Source organism: Phormidesmis sp. 146-20 (genome assembly GCF_052939475.1).
Genome location: NZ_JBJPHT010000003.1, coordinates 154,126 through 173,073, shown reverse-complemented (window position 1 = coordinate 173,073; position 18,948 = coordinate 154,126). Strand labels below are relative to the sequence as shown.

Sequence of the window (18,948 nt, the reverse complement as noted above, 5' to 3'; positions counted from 1 at the left end):
TGCACCGTCTCCTAATGATTGTCTATTAGTTTAAAGTCAGATCTCAGCTTTTGAAGAATTTTTAGCGTATGAGTTCCAATAATTCCGATTGGAAATACTAGCAAACAAATCGCTGTTGCCCAACAAACTCCGGCAACGCCAAGCAGATGTCCGAGCGCGATCGACAAAACAATATTAGTCACGCCTCCTGCCAGTCCAAAAATGACTTGAGACTTTATGATACCCATTCCATTAAGCACTGTTCCGATGCAGTGACCGACTGCCAATAGCACGCTTGTGACGACCATTGCCGCGACTAATGAAGTATCGATCGTCACTGTTTCATTAAGCCAAATAAAAATAATATTGTTTGTAAATGCGGCAAGCATTAGTCCCATCGAAATTGACCAGAGCAATGATAAAACGATCGTTTTTCTAAACGTTTGAATAATCCAGGAAATGTCTCTTCTAGAAAACGCTTCGCTGTAGGCGGGCCACAACGGAAATAAGAAAGCTGTTTGAATCGTTCCTAATAAGCCAAATAGCTTAAGAATGGTTCCATAAGTCGCAACTTTTTCTGCTCCAAACAATTGGGCAACAATGATCAGATCGGTCTGAAAAAAGATAATTGAACTGATTTGAATCACCCAAAATTGCAGGCCTGTTTTGAGCAACCATTGAGCTTGTTTCTGACTAAAAGCAGACAGTTGAGGACGCAGCGATCGCCATCTCCAACCAAAAACATGCACCGTCGCTAACAAATCACCCAGCAAGGATGTTCCAAAGAATACAATCACAAGCTGCGGTAGCCCGACTTGAAACTGAATCGCCACCACGAGAGCCATCACCGAAGCCAGACTACCCAACCCGCCCCAAGCTTGATAAAAATAGCCTTCCTGATAAGCTATGTAGATTCGTCCAGCGACCGCGAGGGGCAACCGCAAAATAAAGCCAATAAAAAACGCGATCGCCGCCCAACCCACTTCAGATTTTGCTTGAGCAGACGTGACGTTAAACAGCCGATCCCACTGTACCCAGGGGTGAACCATAAAGAAGATTAGCGTCAGAGCGATCGCCATCCCAACCATTAGCCAAAATGCGCTAGAAACGGCCTGCTTTGCCTGCGGGGAGTCGGGACGATCGGCTGACAAAACGTTAGTCAAGCTATTAGCTAATCCCAGATCAGTCAGACTGACCCAACTGAGCAACATGCTCAACGTCAGCCACAACCCAAATCGCTCTGTTCCCAAATAATGAGCAGTCAGCGGAATCGAGAGCAAATTAGCCCCCATCGAAACCCCTCGCACCGCCAGCGTCGTCACCCCAGTGAGAGTCGCGCGACGAATTCTCTGCTGCCCGTCTGGGTCTGGTTTTTTGAGGAATTTCGGCACTGCACCCATGATGCGAGATTAGACACTCCTCCCAGTATCTACCATTTGTCTACCTGAACACTGGGTCTGAGACTGGTTAAGTCGCCAATATTTCGCAGCATCGTTTCACAAATCGTATCCAGCGGCAAATCGTTGGGATCGCGCCCAAACGGATTTTCGATTTCGATGCCAATTTCCTCAATCCCAAATAGCGTAAAACTAATCAGCACCACAACGGGGCAAGTCCACCACACCAAATTGCCCACCATTTGAAAGGGTAGAGACAGACAATAAAGCAAAAGTAATTGTTTGAGATGAATTGCGTAGGCTAAAGGCATGGGGGTTTTGAGAATGCGTTCACAACCGCCCAATTGATCCACCAAACTATCTAACAGTTCGTGCATCGCGGTCAGTTGATGAATGTTGAGACGATCGCACTCATGCTGCAATTGCAAATAGTCGCCCAACCAGAAGGCAACTTTGAGCGGTGGGTTATTCATTCTTTTTAGTTTCTCAAATTGCTCAGGGGAAACTAATTGCTCAACTTCATGATTGATTGCTTCCTGACGCAAATGCAATTTTGTCACCACCGCAAACGCCACAATTAAATTCAAAGCCGCCAGTTTTGCAGTACGATCGCCCGTCTCTTTTTCTTCTACCACAATCCAGATGCGTCGTGCCAGGTTTCGCACACAGTTAATGATTTTGCCCCAACATTTTCGACCTTCCCAGTAGCGATCGTAGGCAGTATTGGTGCGAAATACTAACAGCAACCCCAGTACAATATTAGGGATCAAACTAGCCAAAAATGGCAGTGAAACAGGATATTTGTAGTGGTGAAATACGGTGATCACTAGCCCAAACAGCCCGCAAAAGATAGACCGGGGCAAAACAGACAAAATAATCGAGCCTTTTAGCTGCAAGGCAAGCTGCAACCAGCGGCGTTTTTCTAAACTCATTACATGGAATCGGTGGACGGCAGTTTGCTAGGAAGTGGGAGCATGGCACAAGTCCTGGATTCCCTAATTTTTGGAAGCACTAACGGTCAATCAACGCCGAACTTTGCCCGTAAACCCGGCTGCCTTAAATTGAGTGAGCTTGAGCGGGGTTGGCTGATTGGCGGCGACGGTGATTCTCAGTTCAAAATCGCTGACTCCGGGAGGCACTTCTTCGATCGACCCCAGACGAGTCCGATTTTGCATCACTGAGTCGTTGTTTGCGTCGTAGATGCGCCCAAAAATGTCTGCATTGACCACAGGTTTGTTGGTAGAGTTTTCGGCTTTGCCCGTGACGATGAAGCAGTTTGCCGCACGTGAAGTGCCTCCGCTGCTGACGGTTCCGGCTCCGACCTCAGTTGGGCACTCGTGATAAGACAGGTCAAATAGTTTGATTTGAGTCAGGGCAAACGCATCCGGCGACCCTCCCAAAATCCACAGAAAGGCCGAAAGAACGACAACAACCAAAGCTCGAAATTGCATAACGCTACCCACTGCGATCGACTCACGCACATTATCAACCGCTTTGAGGTCAGTTGCATCACTCTTCCCAATAAAAAACCGGCCTTGACGACCGGATTTGAGAAGATTTGGAAGGGATGAGAGAAATCAGGCGATCGCTGCCACACTCACAAACTGCACCCCCAGCAGATCAAATTCATCTTCTAAAAACCTGCCTGATTGACCCTTCTCTGGGCACGATCGCTAAAACAAATAAGCTGTAATTCAAATAAATACTGTTAAAAATCTCGTCAAGAATGGCTGCGCCACTGAGACTCCAACATAGCAATTTGTTGCAGCAAAAGAACAGTACGTTGGTAAGCGCGACGTTTTCGATACCAGGAAAATCCCAAGGCAAAACCGAGCGGCAAAACTAGAGCCAGCATTCCCAACAAGGTTGTCGAGGGGCCGACTTGTCCGGTTTGAGACGCTGGATTGGGGTTAGGGAGATCTGAAGGACAGGTGGAAGACTGCATTACTTTACTCTTGTAGAAATTAGTGGTTTGGGTTGATCGATCGTCGGTCGAGAAAACAGGCGAAACCGCTACCAAGAGACTGAACTCTTCAGCCCCATCTTATGTCTTGAGACAGGTCTGTAGCGGAAGTAACAGAAATTTCTTTATAACAGTGCATTAGTACTTTCCTCACAAAAAAAGGGGCGGACACTTGGCCCACCCCGCAGGAGGAGATGTCTCTTAAATTTGTTCTGTAGGCTTACGTTTGGGTTGTCGTTGTTCCTACCGATAAAGACATCTTCAATGCTTGAGGATGTCTTTCCTGATCAAAATTGTCCAGTTTCAAGACTTTGCCTGACTAGTTTTGCTGATTGTCCATTACAAAGTCGGGCTGGTTGCTGCCTGGTGCCCGCCAGTCCTCGTTTTCACCGCCAATAATCAGTTGCTCGATCGTCACATAATCCTGACTAAGCTGTCGAATTGAGTTGATGAGAATGTCGAGCGCGATCGCATCACTCGTCCCCAAGTCAAACCAGCAGCGCCCCCAATAGCCTTCATACTCAAACTCGCCCATGTTGTGCATCAAGGCGACCAGCGTATTTGTAGAAGCATCTTCGTCGTAGGTCATGTAGCTGATTTCTAGCCCCACATCTTGAACTTGCAGACTTTCGGCATTAAAGCCGCCCAGCTTTCCTAAAAAGAACCAGGATGTAAAAAGTTCTTCAACGTACTGCTTCTCCATCTCAGAGGGCACCGTACTGAACTCAACCCAAATCCAAACGTTAAAGGGATCAAATTCTCGAAATTGTATTTGCATGACTTCGGATTGCTGTCGGTAAGGGGCAATGTAAAACATGAACTTCAGTTCTTCATTATCCATTCTGCACAAACCCTAACCTCAGCGCTTTTCTCACCGCCCTTTGTTTTGTAAACGCTGCTGGGTGCGATCGAATTCGCGTTGAATCTGTTTGACAACTCCTTGAGGAAGCTGTTCTTTTTGATTGAGTGCCTTTTGAAAGAACGCCACGCTGTCTTTGTTGTTGCCTTGACGCACGAGAATTTGAGCTTTGAGATAGCTGAGTTCGGGATTAGTTGGGGCGGCAGCGATCGCTCGATTGATGGCAACCAAAGCCTTATCTAGTTGGTTCATATCTCGATAGCCTATTGCCAATCCGCGATCGGCTAAATATCGGGGACTGGCGTATCTTTCTAGTCGCTCGATCGCCTGACCCGGATTAGACAGCGGCAAACTCACATTTACAGCCAGCAGCAACTCGATATAGCCTTTGATGAGGTTGAGTTCTGGGTCTTGGGGAGCAATTTTTTCAGCATCGTCCAGATTTTTGAATGCCTGCTGAATTCTTCCTAACGCCTGGGGGGTGCCGCGCACTAAGCCCTGAGTGCCGATCACGTAGCCCAGTTCGATGAAGTTGCTAACGGCGAGGTAGAGATTGCCCCGAAGCGGATCGGTTTTGAGCAAACGATCGGCGGCTTCCCGCGTTTTACCAGCACTGGTTTTGAGTAGATCGATCGCCGCTTGTTTTTTCTGCGGATCGGTTTCACCCTGAAAATTGTTGTAGGCCATCGCTGCCTGTAGCGCATAGGCTAACGGTTCATCGGGTTCAGCTTGTCTGAGAAAGGTTTCGGCTGCTTTATAGTTGCCCTGCTCAAAAACGGCTTTAAAGGCAGCTTCGGTCTTGTCTCCGATCGGACGGGGGTTCGTCGTTCTAAACGGATCTTTGGCAAAAGATGGCGTAATCCAAAGGCTCATGGCGATCGCCGTCGCGCCCATTACCCGCCCCAGTCGTTTGGGATTAACCCAGGAATAAATCGGCCCACAGGGAAAATCAATCATAAGTTCTGTTCTCTAAAGGACGGTGAGGAAGTCAGTTTGCGACGACAATTTAATTTTGCCATCCAGAAAATGTAATAGTTGCTTGACGAACTTCCTAATTTCAAGTTCCACTTTGAAGTTTGCACTCCGGACTCTAGAGTTTGGACTCTGGACTTTGGACTCTGGACTTTGAATCTGCTGTCTTTTGAATATGCCGTCTACTGTCTCTTGTCTTTCGTCCAATGTCTCTTGTCTTTCGTCCAATGTCTCTCAAAAGCGGGTTCATCCCTTGTGATCATGTCAGATGTGAGGGATTTGGGTAAACTAGCGATCGATATGCCAGAATGCTGAGTACAAATTCTTTAGTCCGACCAGACTTTTCACCCTCTTGAGTACCGTCCTGAATGCTCTATCTTCGTGACCTCTCCTATCATCCGCCTGCCAGTCAAACGGCGATTCTCAAATCGATCAACCTTGAAATCGCTCCTCAGCAGTTAGGGCTAATTATCGGGCCCAGCGGATCAGGAAAAAGCACCCTCCTAGAGATTTTGTCAGGACTGGCAGAACCCACCAGCGGCAGCATTTTTTGGCGAGAACAAGAACTCAACTTTCTCCACCTTCAACAGTTAAGCGGCCTCGTCTTTCAGTTTCCAGAACGTCATTTTTGCGGCGGCACCCTGCTAGAAGAACTGCGGCTTGGTCATCCCGAACTTGGCTCAGAACGGATTCATGAAGCGTTAGCATCCGTTTCGCTCGACCACTTGCCCCTAAAAACAGCGCCTCATTCTCTCAGTGGTGGACAACAAAGACGACTCGCCCTCGCCGTACAATTGATCCGTCAGCCCAACCTCTTGCTGCTTGACGAACCGACCGCCGGGCTTGATTGGTCAATGCGACAACAGTTGGTCAATCTGCTGTCCAAACTCAAACAACAGTGGAGCCTCCTTGTGGTGTCTCATGATGCAGGAGATATGTTGGCGATCGCCGATCGCTGCTGGACACTTCAACAGGGCGAGTTAAATGAAATCGACCCCGAAAAGTTAAAGGCAAATGAGCCGCAGTTGATTTCTTAGCAGGGATGAGGGATGAGGGATGAGGGATGAGGGATGAGGGATGAGGGATGACGTGGAGACATCTAAGTTGCCGGAGATGTCTGATTTGTGGCGTGAAACGTTGGGGTGGCAGCCTGATGTAAGCCAACAAGAGCAGTTTCAGCGCTTTTATGAGTTGATTTTGACGGCGAATCAGCAGTTTAATTTGACACGGATTACAGCGCCTTCAGAATTTTGGGAAAAACATTTGTGGGACTCGCTGGTGGGTGTTGCTCAGTTTCTGGGTGGGACTTCTACAGGGTTTGACGTGATCGATGTTGGCACGGGGGCCGGGTTTCCGGGGGTGCCGATCGCGATCGTTCGTCCTGATTGGCATCTGACGCTGCTTGACTCGACGCGCAAAAAAATGACGTTTGTCCAGGAGAGTGTCAAAACCTTGGGATTGGAGAATGTAAATGTGTGGGTCGATCGAGCTGAACAGGTCGGACAACTTCGCCAACATCGAGAACACTACGACTTAGCCTTGATTCGGGCGGTGGCTTCCGCTTCGGTGTGTGCAGAATATACGTTGCCGCTGCTAAAAATGGGAGGACTAGCCGTTCTCTATCGCGGTCAGTGGACAGAAGAAGAGGCTGAAAATTTGCAGGTCGCCGTGGAACAGTTAGGAGGAGCGATCGAGCCTTCCGAAAAGCTGCTCACGCCGTTGACTCAGAGTGTCCGTCACTGTCTCTATCTCCGAAAAGTCGCCCCTACTTCCGCCATGTTCCCTCGTGCTACGGGCATTCCGACGCAAACGCCGCTGTGAGTGAGGAGTGAGGAGTGAGGAGGGAATTCTGAAGTTCTTTTGCTTCGGGTTCAGCACTTCTACCCCCCAATCTGCGGATGCTTTGAAGCACAGATTAAAACTTCTTCCGTCTCATCCCTCCTCCCTCCTCCCTCCTCCCTCCTCCCTCCTCCCTCATCCCTTCCCCCGCTCTCTCTGCTGAAACTCTGTCCAAGAGCTTGTCAGATCATCGGGAGCCGGGTGTCTTGTATCGTAAATCGCGATTACATTGGTGAGTTCACGACCTGCGGGACGCAAAATTCGACCGCCGTGGGCTAACCCTACCGAGGAGCCACCGTCTAGATTCATCGCTTCGTGACAGCCGATCGCTTGCATAATTGCCGCTTCTTTTTTGAGCGAAACTGGAGTCAGGAAGGTGACTAAAAAAAGCCGTTTGCCTCGTTCTGGGAAGCCGATCGCCGATCGTACAGCGACTCCCATCACATTTGGGTCGGTAAATCCTTCTCGTTTGGGGTTGACCGAGATTTTGCCTTTTTTGAGCAGTCTCGGCCCTGCTGTTAGCGAAAACCAGTGCTGACCCCAGGTTGGTTTGCCTTCGACTCTGGCGGTGATCATTTCAGGTCGATTGCCCGATCGCAGTCCGAGGGTCGTTCCATAATTTTCCCAGGGGCTGTACTTGAGAAACTTGCCGCCAGATACTAAATTGCCCATGACTCGCTTTTGAGCGTCGGTGCTAAAAAAGGTGCCGCTGGCGGTGATTGCGGCTTGCTGACGACGCACCAGTCCGATAAACGGTTCATCACCCTGGGTCGATCGCGCACTGTTGGCTTGTTTGGCACGATTGGCTAAACCCACGCTGATAAAGGTTTTGGGATCAGTCAGATCTACGATCGTAATATAAAGCGGAACGCCAGCAATCTTGCGCTGAACGACAGAAATCGGTCGAGCAATGGGGGGAGCGGGAGCAGGTTCTTCGGTGGTTTTGAGCGGCGGCGCTGGGAGAATCAGGATGTTGGCAGGAAGCAGCGAACTTAACAAAAGGGTAGACCCCGTTGCGATCGACACACTGCCCAAGAAAGTGGATAGCCATTGAACGGCTCGTCGTCTACGATCGGATTTGATTCGACTCAGCATTAACGCTTTCTGAAACGCTCTGTTGATCATGCCTTGCTTCTTTAATCGCTCGAAGTCTATTAAAAAGATTTAACGGTTGTTCACAAAATCTTACTCAGGGAGGATGACACCGTTGTAAATTTTGAAATTCCGTCCATTAGACTCTTCAATTAGTGAGCAAACAATCCCGATAAGGCTGATTTTTTGTAACAAAATTTACAATAATTAGCGATCGCCCTAATTCCAGCGCGGATTTGATCAACGTGTTTTGCTTCGTTTTTGAGCGCTTTTGCCCTGCCGATTCTGAGGGACTGCCGGACATCTTCAAAGGTTGGAAATTTAGTGTGAAAATTGATTGAAAAGTGCAATGTTCTGTTCGATTTCTAACGGCGCAGCTTCAATAATTCTTGGGGCGAAGCTAATAGCTTGATCTTGGCAAGAAGAATTTCTTGATCAGCATTCAATACAAATTGCCAGCCCACATTTACCCCAAATAACGGCGTTTGCACCTTGCCCCTGACTTGAACCTCTGTACAGCCATCTTCTAAACTCAGCGTAGTCCCTTGCTGGGGTTGAAGAACCATTCCTTTAGCCTCGGTTTGCAGATATTGAGCGATCGCTTCCCGCCCCTCAATGGGCGACTCAAATGGCGGTTTCATGGCTCCATTGATCGCAAACAAACCACTCGTTTGCTCAAAGTCACCTGAGTTTAACGTCTCAAAATAGGCCACGATCGTAGGGTTGGCAATGCCTTCTATCTTGAGCGTTGTCGAGTCAGTGACATTCATGGCAAAAGTATCAATTCGCTTCACCTTATGCAAAAAAGTAAGCGTTGTCCTGACTCTCAAGAGATATTTTGGGAAGAAAAATGAGCCAAGAATTAACTCAAAAAATTAAGCAAAAAGCCTTGGAATTGGGATTTCACAAAGTTGGAATTGTGCGTATTGATGAAGTCACAAATCAGCAGTCTGTAGAATCGCTGCAATCCTGGTTAGAGCAGGGCTATCAGGCAGAAATGGCGTGGATGGCTAATCCCAAACGGCAAAATATTCAACTCGTGATGCCGGAAGTGCGATCGTTGGTCTGTGTGGCGCTCAATTATTACACGGGGCACGATCGACCCAATGGTGAGGAATATGCCAAAATTTCTCGCTATGGTTGGGGACGCGACTATCACAAAGTTCTCCATAAAAAATTGAAGGCGCTTTCTCTGTGGCTCGAAGCTCAAGGAGACGGAATTCAGTCCCGATTTTATGCAGACACGGGCCCGGTTCAAGATAAAGTCTGGGCGCAACAGGCAGGACTTGGCTGGATCGCCAAAAATGGCAACGTGATCACGCGAGACTATGGTTCCTGGGTGTTTCTCGGTGAGGTGTTGACGAATGCAGAATTAGTGAGCGATCGACCTCACACCCAGCATTGTGGAACTTGTACCCGTTGTATTCAAGCTTGTCCCACGCAGGCAATCACTCAGCCATTTGTTGTGGATGCTAATCGGTGTATTGCTTACCATACGATCGAGAATCGTTCTGAGATTCCGGCTCCCGTTGCTGATCAGCTTCAAGGATGGGTCGCAGGCTGTGATATTTGTCAGGATGTCTGCCCCTGGAATCAGCGCTTTGCCCAAGAAACCGACGTTCCTGACTTTCAACCTTATCCGTGGAACATTGCCCCGACGCTGAATGAGATCGCAAATTTGTCGGACGAGGAGTACGATCGACGCTTTCCCGCCTCTGCCCTACGCAGAATTAAGCCTGCCATGATGCGCCGAAATGCCAGAGCAACTCTCGAAAGCAACCAATCACGCGAAGGAGTTTGAACCCTGATTGACTGACAAAAGTCCAGGCTGGCGAATAGAATTCGCGCCTAAAAGAACAAAGTCTGCCTTCGCAGACTAGACGTATTCAGGCTTTGTTAATCCGCGAAGGCGGATTTTGTTCTCTTAGCTGCGGTTTGAACCGCCAGGCAAAAAGTTTTGTCAGTCAACCAGCTTTAAACCACAAATCTGGTCTTAAAAGTCCCTCAGAATTGGCAGCTTGGGGGGCAGAAGCGCAGAACATCAAAGCAAAAAAACGTTATCGAACTAACGTTAGCCTTAATCGCCAAGAACCCATCCGAATCGTTTTCTCTCTGCCAAAGTCTGTCAAATTTTGCTACACCAAAGCTGTAGAGATCATTCAAGGATGCAGCAATGGTACTTCCAGATGAGTCCGCACCCCATTTGAGCCGACGCAAAATTCTTCATTTAGCGGGGTTAGCGGCGGGGGCTGCGACTTTTCCGACTGCTTGTCGATCGCTCACCGCAAATTCTCAGTCTGATGATCTTGTGGCAGACGCTCAGGCAGCAAATCCTATTCCTTCTAGTACAGGTCAAACTAGCCGAGTTGTCTTGATCAAAACGACCGATCGCGTCGCTGGAATTCGCAAAGCGATCGACCTTCTACAGCCGGATCACATCGCGGGCAAAACAGTCTTTCTCAAACCGAACTACAACACCGCTGATCCGGCACCTGCTGCCACAGATACTCGCCTGCTCGAAGCGTTAATTCAAGAATTGCAGGCCGCCAAAGTGGGGCAAATTACGATCGGAGACCGCAGTGGGATGGCTGACACTCGGCAAGCAATGACCAGCAAAGGCGTGTTTCGGTTGGCTGACCGCTATGGGGTGAAAGCGATCGTGTTGGATGAATTGGGCGCTGCGGATTGGCAATCTTTTCCGGCTCAAGACACCCATTGGAGTCGAGGATTTGCTGTTGCCCGTCCGATTCTCAATGCAGGCGCAATCATCAATACCTGCTGTCTAAAAACCCATCGTTTTGGCGGACACTTTACCCTGTCGCTCAAAAACAGTGTCGGCATGGTGGCCAAATACGTTCCAGGAAACTCGTACAACTACATGAGTGAGCTACATGCTTCGCCACACCAACGGTTGATGATTGCTGAAATCAATAAAGTCTATCAGCCTGCACTCGTGTTGTTAGATGGCGTTGAAGCTTTGGTGAATGGCGGGCCAGAAGCTGGAAAGCAAGTGAAATCAAATGTGATCTTAGCGGGAACCGATCGCGTTGCGGTGGATGTGGTTGGCATTGCAATCTTACGATCGTTGGGCACGACTGAAGCCGTTTCTCGTGGCTCGATTTGGCAACTCGAACAGATTCGCCGAGCGGTCGAGTTAGGATTGGGAGCCACCCGCGCCGAACAGATTGAGATTATCACGGCTGACAGTGCTGGACGAGGGATGGCTGATCAAATTCGTAAACTGATTACGGCTTGAAGCCTTTCTACAGGATAGGGTGTCTGCGGATTGTGGATTTAACAAAACTGACCCTTGCCTAGGGAGTAAAAGTCCTTCAGTGCTTTGGTTTCAAGTTCTGCTGAGGATCACGCTTTGAGGTGTACCTTTTCTACTACTTAAGATAGTCCAACGTCTACCTGGAGCAAGATTCAACTAGGCAAGAAAATGCAGTAGAGATAGAGAGTTAAATCTTACGGAGATTGTATCTAGTGAAACTGAATTATTTTGGGAACCAAGTTCTTACTGCGGGACGCTGGCTGGCGACGAGTCTGTTTTGTGTGGCTACTGTCGCTTTTGTATGGCTGGGTGGCTTTTCTTTGAGTGTTCCAGCGATCGCCAGTCCAACCACGAGCTTGATTGCAGCAGATCTAGGCGACCAGATCAAAGGGGCAGCCGATGACGTTCGGGCCGGCTCTAAGGATCTGATCAGAGACACCGAAGGTAAAGTTAAGAAAACTGCTAACAAGAACGCTGCTAAAGTCGATCGCGCGGATGAAGATGGGGGTGCTGCCGAAACGAAAGCAAAGCGCGACAAGTCTCGAATCGAAAAAAGAGCGAGTGAAGATGCAGAGCGCACTGAGACAGCCGTTGATAAGTCGATGAATGCTGTCAAAGGTGCCGTTGACAATATCAAGGATGCCTTTGGTAAATAGAGAATAGAATTTCTCAGGGTTAGTGAGTACGACTTCATTATCTGCATATAAACTTGCCTATGAACATAGGGGTTCTTGAATAAGTAATCTTGAAACCCTTGTTTAGCTTGGTCTTATATCCAGAGAGAATGCCTACTCACTGGGAAATCTTTATCCGGGATGGATTACAGTCTGTCCCGGATTTGTTGTTTGGGGGATTGCTTTGAGAATAAGTGGGCGACCCCTTGCGGGTAACTCGAAGAGATCGCTCTCATCTACTTTCCTTGCTTAAGCCATCCTTCTATTGCAGGCAGCAACTTCTCTGACAGTTGTTTTGGCTGCGAATACAACCTGTTTTTGCGTAGCGCTGTCCATGCTTGCGTACAGTAGGATAAGCCAACAGTTGTAGGGGAATTCCAGTTAGTTTCCAGGTCAGCCGACCCAAAGCATGTAGGACATCCCAAGCTTCTTCTAAACTAGGTTTTGCAACTAGCTCACTTAACTCTGCTTTCAGTGCTTGACCTTGAGATTGTAAGGTTGGAGGATGACACAAATCGTAGGCTAACATTCCGGCTTGATAGTGCTTGAGGATTTGAAATTCATTCACGCTGATCTGTCCTTTGTATCAACTTTGGATAGAGATTAAGGAATCCATTTAATCATCCAGCGAAGTCAGCGCAAATTTGGAAGGCGGCTGGTCGATGCGGGCAGAGGTGGCTAACTTTTGCATAAACTCTTGGGCGAGTGAGACAAAGGCTTTAGAACCTGCTGTGCCAGGATTGGATAGGACGACAGGCGTAAATGTATCTACCGCTTTTGACACATTGACATCAGGTGGAATGCGCGTTTTGAACAATTTTGCTTCGCTAAAGTCCTCGTTTAGTCGCTTCATAACTTGTCCATAATAGCGACTCGAAAACACGTTTCCAGAGAGTGAAAAGGCAATTCCTAACAGATTTGGGCCGCCGGGTGTGTCTTCTTTATGAGTTTCCTTGAGTTTGGCGATGCGTCTTTCTAGAAGTTGAATGCCAATCAGCGACAATGGCTCTGGTTTTGCAGGAATTAGATAAAAATTACTGGCTAACAAGGCGCTACGAGTCATCAAATTATATCCAGGCGCACAGTCTAAAATAATCAGATCGTAGTTTTTGGCGATCGGCTGCAAAATACTCTGAATTAACGTCTTCTCAAAAGTATTCCAGGTCGTTTCAAAGTTGACTTGTCCCTGGTGCATTGCTTTGCGGTGAAGCATTTCTGACACCAAATATTCATCATAGAGATCAATATCTCCCGGCAACAAGTCCAACCCTTTGACATTGCAGACATAAGAGCGAACGGCTTCAGAAACCGTGGTCGTTAGCTGAGGATCAGAGAGAATCGATCGCTTAATCAGTTGTCTCAATGTCCGTTTTTCGTTGCGAATCTTTGCAAAATCGGCGGGTGTCATCAAGCTCAAAGTCGCGCTGATTTGCGTATCGAGATCGACGATCAAAACTCGTTTGCCGTGATTTTTTGCAAGGCAAGTTGCCAGATTGACGGTGAGCGTTGTTTTGCCCACTCCACCTTTCATATTTGCAGTTGCAATCACAAACGTCATGACCTGATTCCTCTGAGTAACGATGCCTACAATTTTCCGGCAGTTAGGCACTTAAATATAGTCCCTAGAAGTTACGGAGATCAAACGAATTTGAAAAAAATCTGATCGTCTTGTGTTTTAAGGATTTCTAATACCAAATCAATTTGTTAATGTTATTGACCCTTCGCCCCCTAAATCCCCCAGTCTGGGGGACTTTGAGAATCCGAGACTTCTTTGGCTTGAAGTCCTTCACCAGTGGGAGATTTAGGTTGCTCTCCCAGATCTGTAGCACTCAAAGATCAATTTGGTATAACTTCAATTAGAGCGAATTGGAGCGCGATCGAGCATTTCAACCGCAATTTTATAAGCGTCTTAGGGAGGATGCTTGGAGGACTTAATTGGGCGATCGGGAGCTAAAAGTAGAAACTTTGTTCTATAAATCCCGGTGGGTGAAAGGTTTGGCGTTGGCTCCCGTATAGGTGGCGGCGATTTGACCATTGCCCACAAGTTGATATTTGTAGGTGACGAGTCCTTCTAGCCCGACGGGGCCACGAGGCGGCATTTTTTGGGTACTGATGCCCACTTCTGCCCCAAATCCATAGCGAAACCCATCCGCAAAGCGCGTCGAACAGTTGTGATAAACCCCCGCCGCATCTACCTGAGCCAAAAAGGTTTGGGCAGATATGGGATCTTCGGTAGCGATCGCTTCGGTATGCCGTGAGCCGTAGGTATTGATGTGATCGATCGCTTGTTCCAATGAGTCTACAATTTTGATGGCTAAAGCTAAATCACTGTATTCCGTTATCCAATCGGCTTCTGTTGTCGGGGCGATGTTGAGAATTTCGCGAGTTCGTTCGTCTCCTCGTAGTTCGACGTTTTTTGCTTGCAGTGTCGAAACTGCTGTCAACAGAAATTCTGAAGCGATCGTCTGATGAATTAATAGAGTCTCAATGGCGTTGCAGGCTGCGGGATAGTGTGTTTTAGAATCAATCATAATCTTGATCGCGTTCTCGATATTGGCAGAGCGATCGACGTATAAATGACAGATTCCGTCAGCGTGTCCCAAAACGGGAATTCTTGTATTATCTTGCACAAACTGCACAAACGCATTCGATCCTCTAGGAATAATCAAGTCTACAAACTGATCGAGTTTGAGTAACGCCAGCGTTTCTTCTCGTGTAGTGAGAAGTTGAACAACGGATGGATCAATCTCTGTCTGCGCCAATCCCTGATGAATCGCTTTGACCAATGCTTCGCACGATCGGACTGCTTCTTTGCCGCCCTTGAGAATCACACCATTTCCAGACTTGATCGCCAGACTCGAAATTTGCATCACTGCATCCGGCCGCGCCTCAAAAATCACGCCCAACACCCCCAACGGACAGGTGACCCGCTTGAGAATTAGCCCCTCATCTAGCTCACGGTGAATCTGCACCTCACCAACCGGATCAGGCAACTTGCCCACATCTCGAACGCCCGCGATCGCTCCCCGCAGTTTCGCCTCATCTAACTTCAATCGCGCATACAAAGCTGGAGCAATTCCCGCAGTTTTGGCCGCTTCACAGTCGGCCGCGTTGGCAGCCAAAATTTCAGTCTGGTTCGCTTCTAGGGCATCTGCAATGGCGGCGATCGCTCGATTTTTGACCTCCGTCGATCGCGTTCCCAGATCACGGGCGGCGGTGCGGGTCTGTTGTGCGAGGTCAGCGAGAGAAGCCGAAGCAACTTGGGAAGTCATAGCCAGAAGTAAAGGATTGCGATACTCTCAGCTTAGTATAGAGAACTCCGCAATTTTTTCAGTGATTTTAAGATTTGTAAGAAAGATCAGCGATCGCTTCCGATTCGCAGTCTACACCCGGCTTCATCAAAGCGACTGGCTCTATGCGCTGTTGTTGTTGGGATTGTATGGTCTGGTCTACTTACCAATCGGTTTTGCCAGTGGATTTCTCAAGATTGAGCCGAGGTGGGATGCTCTGTTGGGGGTGACGATCGGCGCTTTTATCTCTCCTGGCTTGACCGAGGAATCTGTGTTTCGAGTGTTGCTGATTCCCCATCGGTCTGAACCTGTGTTGCCCTACATGCGTTGGGTTTGGACAATTTTAAGCTGGCTGGCATTTGTGATTTATCATCCGCTCAATCCAGGGGGGCGACCGTTCTTCAGCAGTCCAATTTTTCTACTTGGGGCAGGGCTGTTGGGCATGATTTGCACCTCTTCTTATCTTCGCAGCGGCTCACTCTGGATTCCAGTCATTTTGCATTGGTTAATTGTTGTAGTCTGGTTAGTCATGTTAGGTGGACTAGAAAAGTTTACGAGTGGATGAAGTTGCCTTCATCGCTTAATTGCATACATAACATTCAATGATCTTGCATGGGTTGTCGCTCTTGAATTCCCTGTAAATGGAGAACTCTGAACTAAAGATTTTGATCTTGTCCAGAAGTCACCCAGAATTGGGGTTGGGGGGCAGAAGCACCAGACAACGTAGTGAAAGATTTTGTCAAATCTATATCAACTTATCCAGTCCGATCGCATTCGCTAAGATGGCCTTGGGCAACATTCCATGCACGCCTTTTTGAGGACTGTTAACCACCTGAGTAATCTGAAAATTGACCGCCAAACTACACAACACATAAGCCTCTTCTGCACTGATGCCGACAAAGCGTTCGATAAAGTCAATCATCTGGTGCAGCGCCATCTCGAAGGCACTATCTAGCGTGGAGCCAAAGCCCATTGTGATCCAATCCGTTGGCGTTTGGGCGATCGGCACCGTCAGCGTCAAATCTTTGCGAACCGTGAGTTGGATGGTGCCATTCATTGAGGTTTCGATCGCCGTTACATTGACTTCGCCATCTCCCTGGACTGAGTGACCATCGCCGATCGAAAACAACGCCCCTTTGAGAAACACAGGCAAAAAGACGCGAGAACCTGCTTGCAACTGCCGATTATCCAGATTGCCACCATAGACACCGGGCGGAATCGACGATCGCTGCTCTTCATCTGTCGCCACACCGAGAATTCCAAAAAACGGCCGGAGCGGAATCGTCACCCCACTATTTGCAGGAAACTCCGTCACACCCTTCTCTAAATCCAATGGAATAAACCGTAAGGCCGCTTCTGTAAACCGCTTTGGCAAAGCACCCCAACCCGGACGAATCGCATTAAACCCCACAGGCAAACTGGGCGCGATCGCCTCCAACTTCACCTCTAGCACGTCTCCCGGTTCAGCCTCCTCGACATAAATCGGGCCAGTTAATAGATGTGGGCCAACACCGACTTTGCGATCGCTCCCCAAGTTCTCACAAATTTCTCGAAAGGCAGGCGGTACAAACTCAGGCGGCGCTTTGTCAGCCACATTAAAGCCAGAAAACGTTTCGACCTGAATGCGATCGCCCGATTTGACGACCAGCGCAGGCTTGAGCGTTGCAGAAAAGCCACCGAGATGTACCGTGTCACAGGTTGCAGCTAAAAAGTGATCAGTCATTTGAGAAATCATCGTAGAATTTTCAGTAATCAACGATCGCTGAGAGGTATCTAGCCCCGAACCTGGTTAGAAAGGTTGGCTTCTATTCTGGCAGACTGACCAACCACTAGAGTGTTCACACATATTTTTTGAAAAACGGGTGCCTATTCATGACTGCTACATTAACGATCGTTCAAGATACCTGGCTCACACTTACTCAATCACAAAGTACAGATCTGCCTGATAATCAAAAACATCACGTTTTGGCAGGTGAAAGCTTTGCTTTATCGAGCTATGAGTTTGAAGGAGAGTGGCTTCAACTGACGCTAGATCGCGATCGTCTCAGTCAACCTAACCCGTTTGGTGAGCATCTGATCTGGTATGTGAATTGGGCGGATGTCATAATCGACAGTCCTGATCCGAGGGGCGGTGATGAGTTTTTTGAAAACGAGCCAAGAGGAGGATCTGATGCCGATTTAATTCGGAGCAATCCTGTACCTCCGCCTCCGCCTCTGCCTAAGCGCAAGTCTTGAATTTTAGTAGAATCCCCAGGGTTGCATGACTACCATTACCGCGATCGTTCCTGATTCTGATCACGCAGCGAATCTAGATGTTTTCGTCTCCTATTCGCGTCGCAATCTAGAATTTGTTTCTCGCCTGTGTGATGCGCTCAAACAACACCAGCGATCGCTGTGGGTCGATTGGCAAGATATTCCACCGAATGCAGACTGGCGACGGGAAATTCGCACGGGCATTGTCAACGCTCACACGTTTTTGTTTATTCTTAGCCCGGACGCGATCGCCTCAGTCGAATGTCAGAAAGAGCTTGAATACGCGATTCAGCAGCACAAACGCCTGATGCCGATCGTTTGTCAAACCGTCAAAGATGATCAGGTGCATCCTGCGCTTGCTGCGCTCAACTGGATTTTTTTTCGAGAACAAGATGACTTCGATCGCTCCCTGAAAACGCTGCTGCAAGCGCTCGACGCTGACTTAGACTACATTCAGGCACACACTCGCCTGCTGATTCGCGCCAATGACTGGCAGCAACACCATTGCGATCGCAGCCTGTTGCTGTCTGGCAAAAGCCTCGAAGCTATTGAACAGTGGCTGGTACAGGGTGCCGACAAAACGCCTCGACCTTCGCAACTGCAATTGGAATATGTAGCGGCAAGTCGGCTGGCTGAAAAAAATCGTCAGCGTAGCTTGCTGACTGGAGTTTCAGTCGCACTGGTCGGCATTTCTGCGTTAGGATTGTTTGCCTTTCAGCAATATCGCACCGCCGAGAAAAACCGCAAACTGGCCGTCACAGGTGAGATTAGAGCGCTGAGTGCTTCCTCCAATGCTCAGTTCACCATTCACCAAGAGTTTCAGGCGTTGATTGATGGTCTGAGAGCGGCGAGACTGCTGAAACAAGCCAACTGGATCGATCTCGATACCCAACTGGATGTCATGTCTATGCTGGGAAAGGCTGTCTACCACATCAAAGAGCGTAATCGTTTAGAAGGGCATACTCGCTGGGTGCGGCGCGTCCGATTTAGTCCCGATGGCACGGTGATTGCCTCTGCCAGTGGGGACAACACTATTAAACTTTGGCAAACGGACGGTCGCTTGCTGCAAACCCTAAAAGGACATACCGACGGCGTTTTTGACCTGAGTTTTAGCCCCGATGGAGAAATTCTTGCCTCTGCCAGTCTCGATCACACCGTCAAACTCTGGAAATTAGATGGAACCCAGATTGCCACCCTGAAAGGACACGCAGGGAAAGTGAGAGCGATTAGCTTCAGTCCCGATGGAACCCAGGTTGCCTCTGCTGGCGACGATCGCACAATCCGGCTTTGGCAACGAGACGGAAAGTTGATCGCCACGCTGAAAGGGCATCAAGGAGAGGTCTTTGGCGTAAGTTT

General features: G+C 48.5%; 20 protein-coding genes. 8 read left to right on the top strand and 12 right to left on the bottom strand.

What is annotated here, in order from left to right:
* Positions 1 to 11 precede the first annotated feature (11 nt).
* The 6 genes from ACKFKH_RS04265 to ACKFKH_RS04240 form a co-directional block, all read right to left on the bottom strand.
* The gene (locus tag ACKFKH_RS04265; RefSeq protein WP_446856995.1) at positions 12 to 1,379 is read right to left on the bottom strand and encodes a lipopolysaccharide biosynthesis protein; all 1,368 of its coding nucleotides are present in this window, start codon (positions 1,377 to 1,379) and stop codon (positions 12 to 14) included.
* A 29-nt stretch (positions 1,380 to 1,408) separates the two neighbouring features.
* Positions 1,409 to 2,308 carry a bestrophin family protein gene (locus ACKFKH_RS04260; protein WP_446856994.1) on the bottom strand — a complete coding sequence of 300 codons (900 nt, stop codon included), beginning with the start codon at positions 2,306 to 2,308 and terminating at the stop codon, positions 1,409 to 1,411.
* Positions 2,309 to 2,398: 90 nt separating this feature from the next.
* Positions 2,399 to 2,827: a hypothetical protein gene (locus tag ACKFKH_RS04255; protein WP_446856993.1), complete on the bottom strand. Its 429-nt coding sequence runs from the start codon at positions 2,825 to 2,827 to the stop codon at positions 2,399 to 2,401.
* Positions 2,828 to 3,096: 269 nt separating this feature from the next.
* A complete protein-coding gene (locus ACKFKH_RS04250) occupies positions 3,097 to 3,321 on the bottom strand; it encodes a hypothetical protein (RefSeq protein ID WP_446856992.1) in 225 nt (74 codons plus the stop codon).
* A gap of 337 nt (positions 3,322 to 3,658) precedes the next feature.
* Positions 3,659 to 4,180 (bottom strand): DUF3531 family protein, encoded by a 522-nt coding sequence (locus ACKFKH_RS04245; RefSeq protein WP_446856991.1) that lies wholly within the window; start codon positions 4,178 to 4,180, stop codon positions 3,659 to 3,661.
* Between the two features lie 30 nt (positions 4,181 to 4,210).
* On the bottom strand, positions 4,211 to 5,155 hold the full coding sequence (locus ACKFKH_RS04240) for a Sll0314/Alr1548 family TPR repeat-containing protein (protein ID WP_446856990.1): 945 nt from the start codon (positions 5,153 to 5,155) through the stop codon (positions 4,211 to 4,213).
* 383 nt (positions 5,156 to 5,538) lie between these two features.
* Here ACKFKH_RS04240 and ACKFKH_RS04235 point away from each other — a divergent pair, with 383 nt between their 5' ends.
* Together ACKFKH_RS04235 and rsmG are read left to right on the top strand one after the other, a co-directional pair.
* Positions 5,539 to 6,207 carry an ABC transporter ATP-binding protein gene (locus ACKFKH_RS04235; RefSeq protein WP_446856989.1) on the top strand — a complete coding sequence of 223 codons (669 nt, stop codon included), beginning with the start codon at positions 5,539 to 5,541 and terminating at the stop codon, positions 6,205 to 6,207.
* A 40-nt stretch (positions 6,208 to 6,247) separates the two neighbouring features.
* Positions 6,248 to 6,991: a 16S rRNA (guanine(527)-N(7))-methyltransferase RsmG gene (rsmG, locus tag ACKFKH_RS04230; protein WP_446856988.1), complete on the top strand. Its 744-nt coding sequence runs from the start codon at positions 6,248 to 6,250 to the stop codon at positions 6,989 to 6,991.
* A gap of 153 nt (positions 6,992 to 7,144) precedes the next feature.
* Here the strand turns inward: rsmG and ACKFKH_RS04225 are convergent, their stop codons facing one another.
* Positions 7,145 to 8,104 (bottom strand): phosphodiester glycosidase family protein, encoded by a 960-nt coding sequence (locus ACKFKH_RS04225; protein WP_446856987.1) that lies wholly within the window; start codon positions 8,102 to 8,104, stop codon positions 7,145 to 7,147.
* Positions 8,105 to 8,466: 362 nt separating this feature from the next.
* The gene (locus ACKFKH_RS04220) at positions 8,467 to 8,871 is read right to left on the bottom strand and encodes a ketosteroid isomerase family protein (protein ID WP_446856986.1); all 405 of its coding nucleotides are present in this window, start codon (positions 8,869 to 8,871) and stop codon (positions 8,467 to 8,469) included.
* 80 nt (positions 8,872 to 8,951) lie between these two features.
* Between ACKFKH_RS04220 and queG the strand changes: the two genes are divergently transcribed.
* The 3 genes from queG to ACKFKH_RS04205 all read left to right on the top strand — a co-directional run bounded on the left by queG (position 8,952) and on the right by ACKFKH_RS04205 (position 12,031).
* The gene (queG, locus tag ACKFKH_RS04215) at positions 8,952 to 9,902 is read left to right on the top strand and encodes a tRNA epoxyqueuosine(34) reductase QueG (protein WP_446856985.1); all 951 of its coding nucleotides are present in this window, start codon (positions 8,952 to 8,954) and stop codon (positions 9,900 to 9,902) included.
* 372 nt (positions 9,903 to 10,274) lie between these two features.
* Positions 10,275 to 11,357 carry a DUF362 domain-containing protein gene (locus ACKFKH_RS04210; RefSeq protein ID WP_446856984.1) on the top strand — a complete coding sequence of 361 codons (1,083 nt, stop codon included), beginning with the start codon at positions 10,275 to 10,277 and terminating at the stop codon, positions 11,355 to 11,357.
* A 230-nt stretch (positions 11,358 to 11,587) separates the two neighbouring features.
* Positions 11,588 to 12,031 carry a hypothetical protein gene (locus ACKFKH_RS04205; RefSeq protein ID WP_446856983.1) on the top strand — a complete coding sequence of 148 codons (444 nt, stop codon included), beginning with the start codon at positions 11,588 to 11,590 and terminating at the stop codon, positions 12,029 to 12,031.
* A gap of 280 nt (positions 12,032 to 12,311) precedes the next feature.
* Here ACKFKH_RS04205 and ACKFKH_RS04200 read toward each other — a convergent pair whose 3' ends face one another.
* The 3 genes from ACKFKH_RS04200 to ACKFKH_RS04190 form a co-directional block, all read right to left on the bottom strand.
* On the bottom strand, positions 12,312 to 12,617 hold the full coding sequence (locus ACKFKH_RS04200) for a hypothetical protein (protein WP_446856982.1): 306 nt from the start codon (positions 12,615 to 12,617) through the stop codon (positions 12,312 to 12,314).
* A gap of 48 nt (positions 12,618 to 12,665) precedes the next feature.
* Positions 12,666 to 13,607: a ParA family protein gene (locus ACKFKH_RS04195; RefSeq protein WP_446856981.1), complete on the bottom strand. Its 942-nt coding sequence runs from the start codon at positions 13,605 to 13,607 to the stop codon at positions 12,666 to 12,668.
* A gap of 412 nt (positions 13,608 to 14,019) precedes the next feature.
* Positions 14,020 to 15,321, bottom strand: a complete 1,302-nt coding sequence (locus ACKFKH_RS04190; RefSeq protein WP_446856980.1) for a glutamate-5-semialdehyde dehydrogenase — start codon at positions 15,319 to 15,321, stop codon at positions 14,020 to 14,022.
* 61 nt (positions 15,322 to 15,382) lie between these two features.
* On the opposite strand from ACKFKH_RS04190, the gene ACKFKH_RS04185 reads away from it, so the two are divergent.
* Positions 15,383 to 15,904: a CPBP family glutamic-type intramembrane protease gene (locus tag ACKFKH_RS04185; RefSeq protein ID WP_446856979.1), complete on the top strand. Its 522-nt coding sequence runs from the start codon at positions 15,383 to 15,385 to the stop codon at positions 15,902 to 15,904.
* 180 nt (positions 15,905 to 16,084) lie between these two features.
* Here ACKFKH_RS04185 and ACKFKH_RS04180 read toward each other — a convergent pair whose 3' ends face one another.
* Entirely contained in the window at positions 16,085 to 17,062 is a 978-nt protein-coding gene (locus ACKFKH_RS04180; protein ID WP_446856978.1) for an acetamidase/formamidase family protein, read from the bottom strand.
* A 149-nt stretch (positions 17,063 to 17,211) separates the two neighbouring features.
* Here ACKFKH_RS04180 and ACKFKH_RS04175 point away from each other — a divergent pair, with 149 nt between their 5' ends.
* Complete coding sequence (locus ACKFKH_RS04175) at positions 17,212 to 17,574, top strand: hypothetical protein (RefSeq protein ID WP_446856977.1); 363 nt, start codon at positions 17,212 to 17,214, stop codon at positions 17,572 to 17,574.
* 25 nt (positions 17,575 to 17,599) lie between these two features.
* Positions 17,600 to 18,948 (top strand): toll/interleukin-1 receptor domain-containing protein (locus tag ACKFKH_RS04170; protein WP_446856976.1); only part of this gene is annotated, 1,349 nt, incomplete at its 3' end.

Excerpts from the sequence above, each read along its gene's own strand:
- ACKFKH_RS04210 (WP_446856984.1), top strand. The coding sequence starts at position 10,275 with ATGGTACTTCCAGATGAGTCCGCACCCCATTTGAGCCGACGCAAAATT.
- ACKFKH_RS04220 (WP_446856986.1), bottom strand. The coding sequence starts at position 8,871 with ATGAATGTCACTGACTCGACAACGCTCAAGATAGAAGGCATTGCCAAC.
- ACKFKH_RS04180 (WP_446856978.1), bottom strand. The coding sequence starts at position 17,062 with ATGACTGATCACTTTTTAGCTGCAACCTGTGACACGGTACATCTCGGT.
- ACKFKH_RS04245 (WP_446856991.1), bottom strand. The coding sequence starts at position 4,180 with ATGGATAATGAAGAACTGAAGTTCATGTTTTACATTGCCCCTTACCGA.
- ACKFKH_RS04195 (WP_446856981.1), bottom strand. The coding sequence starts at position 13,607 with ATGACGTTTGTGATTGCAACTGCAAATATGAAAGGTGGAGTGGGCAAA.
- ACKFKH_RS04175 (WP_446856977.1), top strand. The coding sequence starts at position 17,212 with ATGACTGCTACATTAACGATCGTTCAAGATACCTGGCTCACACTTACT.
- ACKFKH_RS04250 (WP_446856992.1), bottom strand. The coding sequence starts at position 3,321 with ATGCAGTCTTCCACCTGTCCTTCAGATCTCCCTAACCCCAATCCAGCG.
- ACKFKH_RS04255 (WP_446856993.1), bottom strand. The coding sequence starts at position 2,827 with ATGCAATTTCGAGCTTTGGTTGTTGTCGTTCTTTCGGCCTTTCTGTGG.
- rsmG (WP_446856988.1), top strand. The coding sequence starts at position 6,248 with ATGAGGGATGACGTGGAGACATCTAAGTTGCCGGAGATGTCTGATTTG.
- queG (WP_446856985.1), top strand. The coding sequence starts at position 8,952 with ATGAGCCAAGAATTAACTCAAAAAATTAAGCAAAAAGCCTTGGAATTG.
- ACKFKH_RS04260 (WP_446856994.1), bottom strand. The coding sequence starts at position 2,308 with ATGAGTTTAGAAAAACGCCGCTGGTTGCAGCTTGCCTTGCAGCTAAAA.
- ACKFKH_RS04235 (WP_446856989.1), top strand. The coding sequence starts at position 5,539 with ATGCTCTATCTTCGTGACCTCTCCTATCATCCGCCTGCCAGTCAAACG.
- ACKFKH_RS04265 (WP_446856995.1), bottom strand. The coding sequence starts at position 1,379 with ATGGGTGCAGTGCCGAAATTCCTCAAAAAACCAGACCCAGACGGGCAG.
- ACKFKH_RS04190 (WP_446856980.1), bottom strand. The coding sequence starts at position 15,321 with ATGACTTCCCAAGTTGCTTCGGCTTCTCTCGCTGACCTCGCACAACAG.
- ACKFKH_RS04225 (WP_446856987.1), bottom strand. The coding sequence starts at position 8,104 with ATGCTGAGTCGAATCAAATCCGATCGTAGACGACGAGCCGTTCAATGG.
- ACKFKH_RS04240 (WP_446856990.1), bottom strand. The coding sequence starts at position 5,155 with ATGATTGATTTTCCCTGTGGGCCGATTTATTCCTGGGTTAATCCCAAA.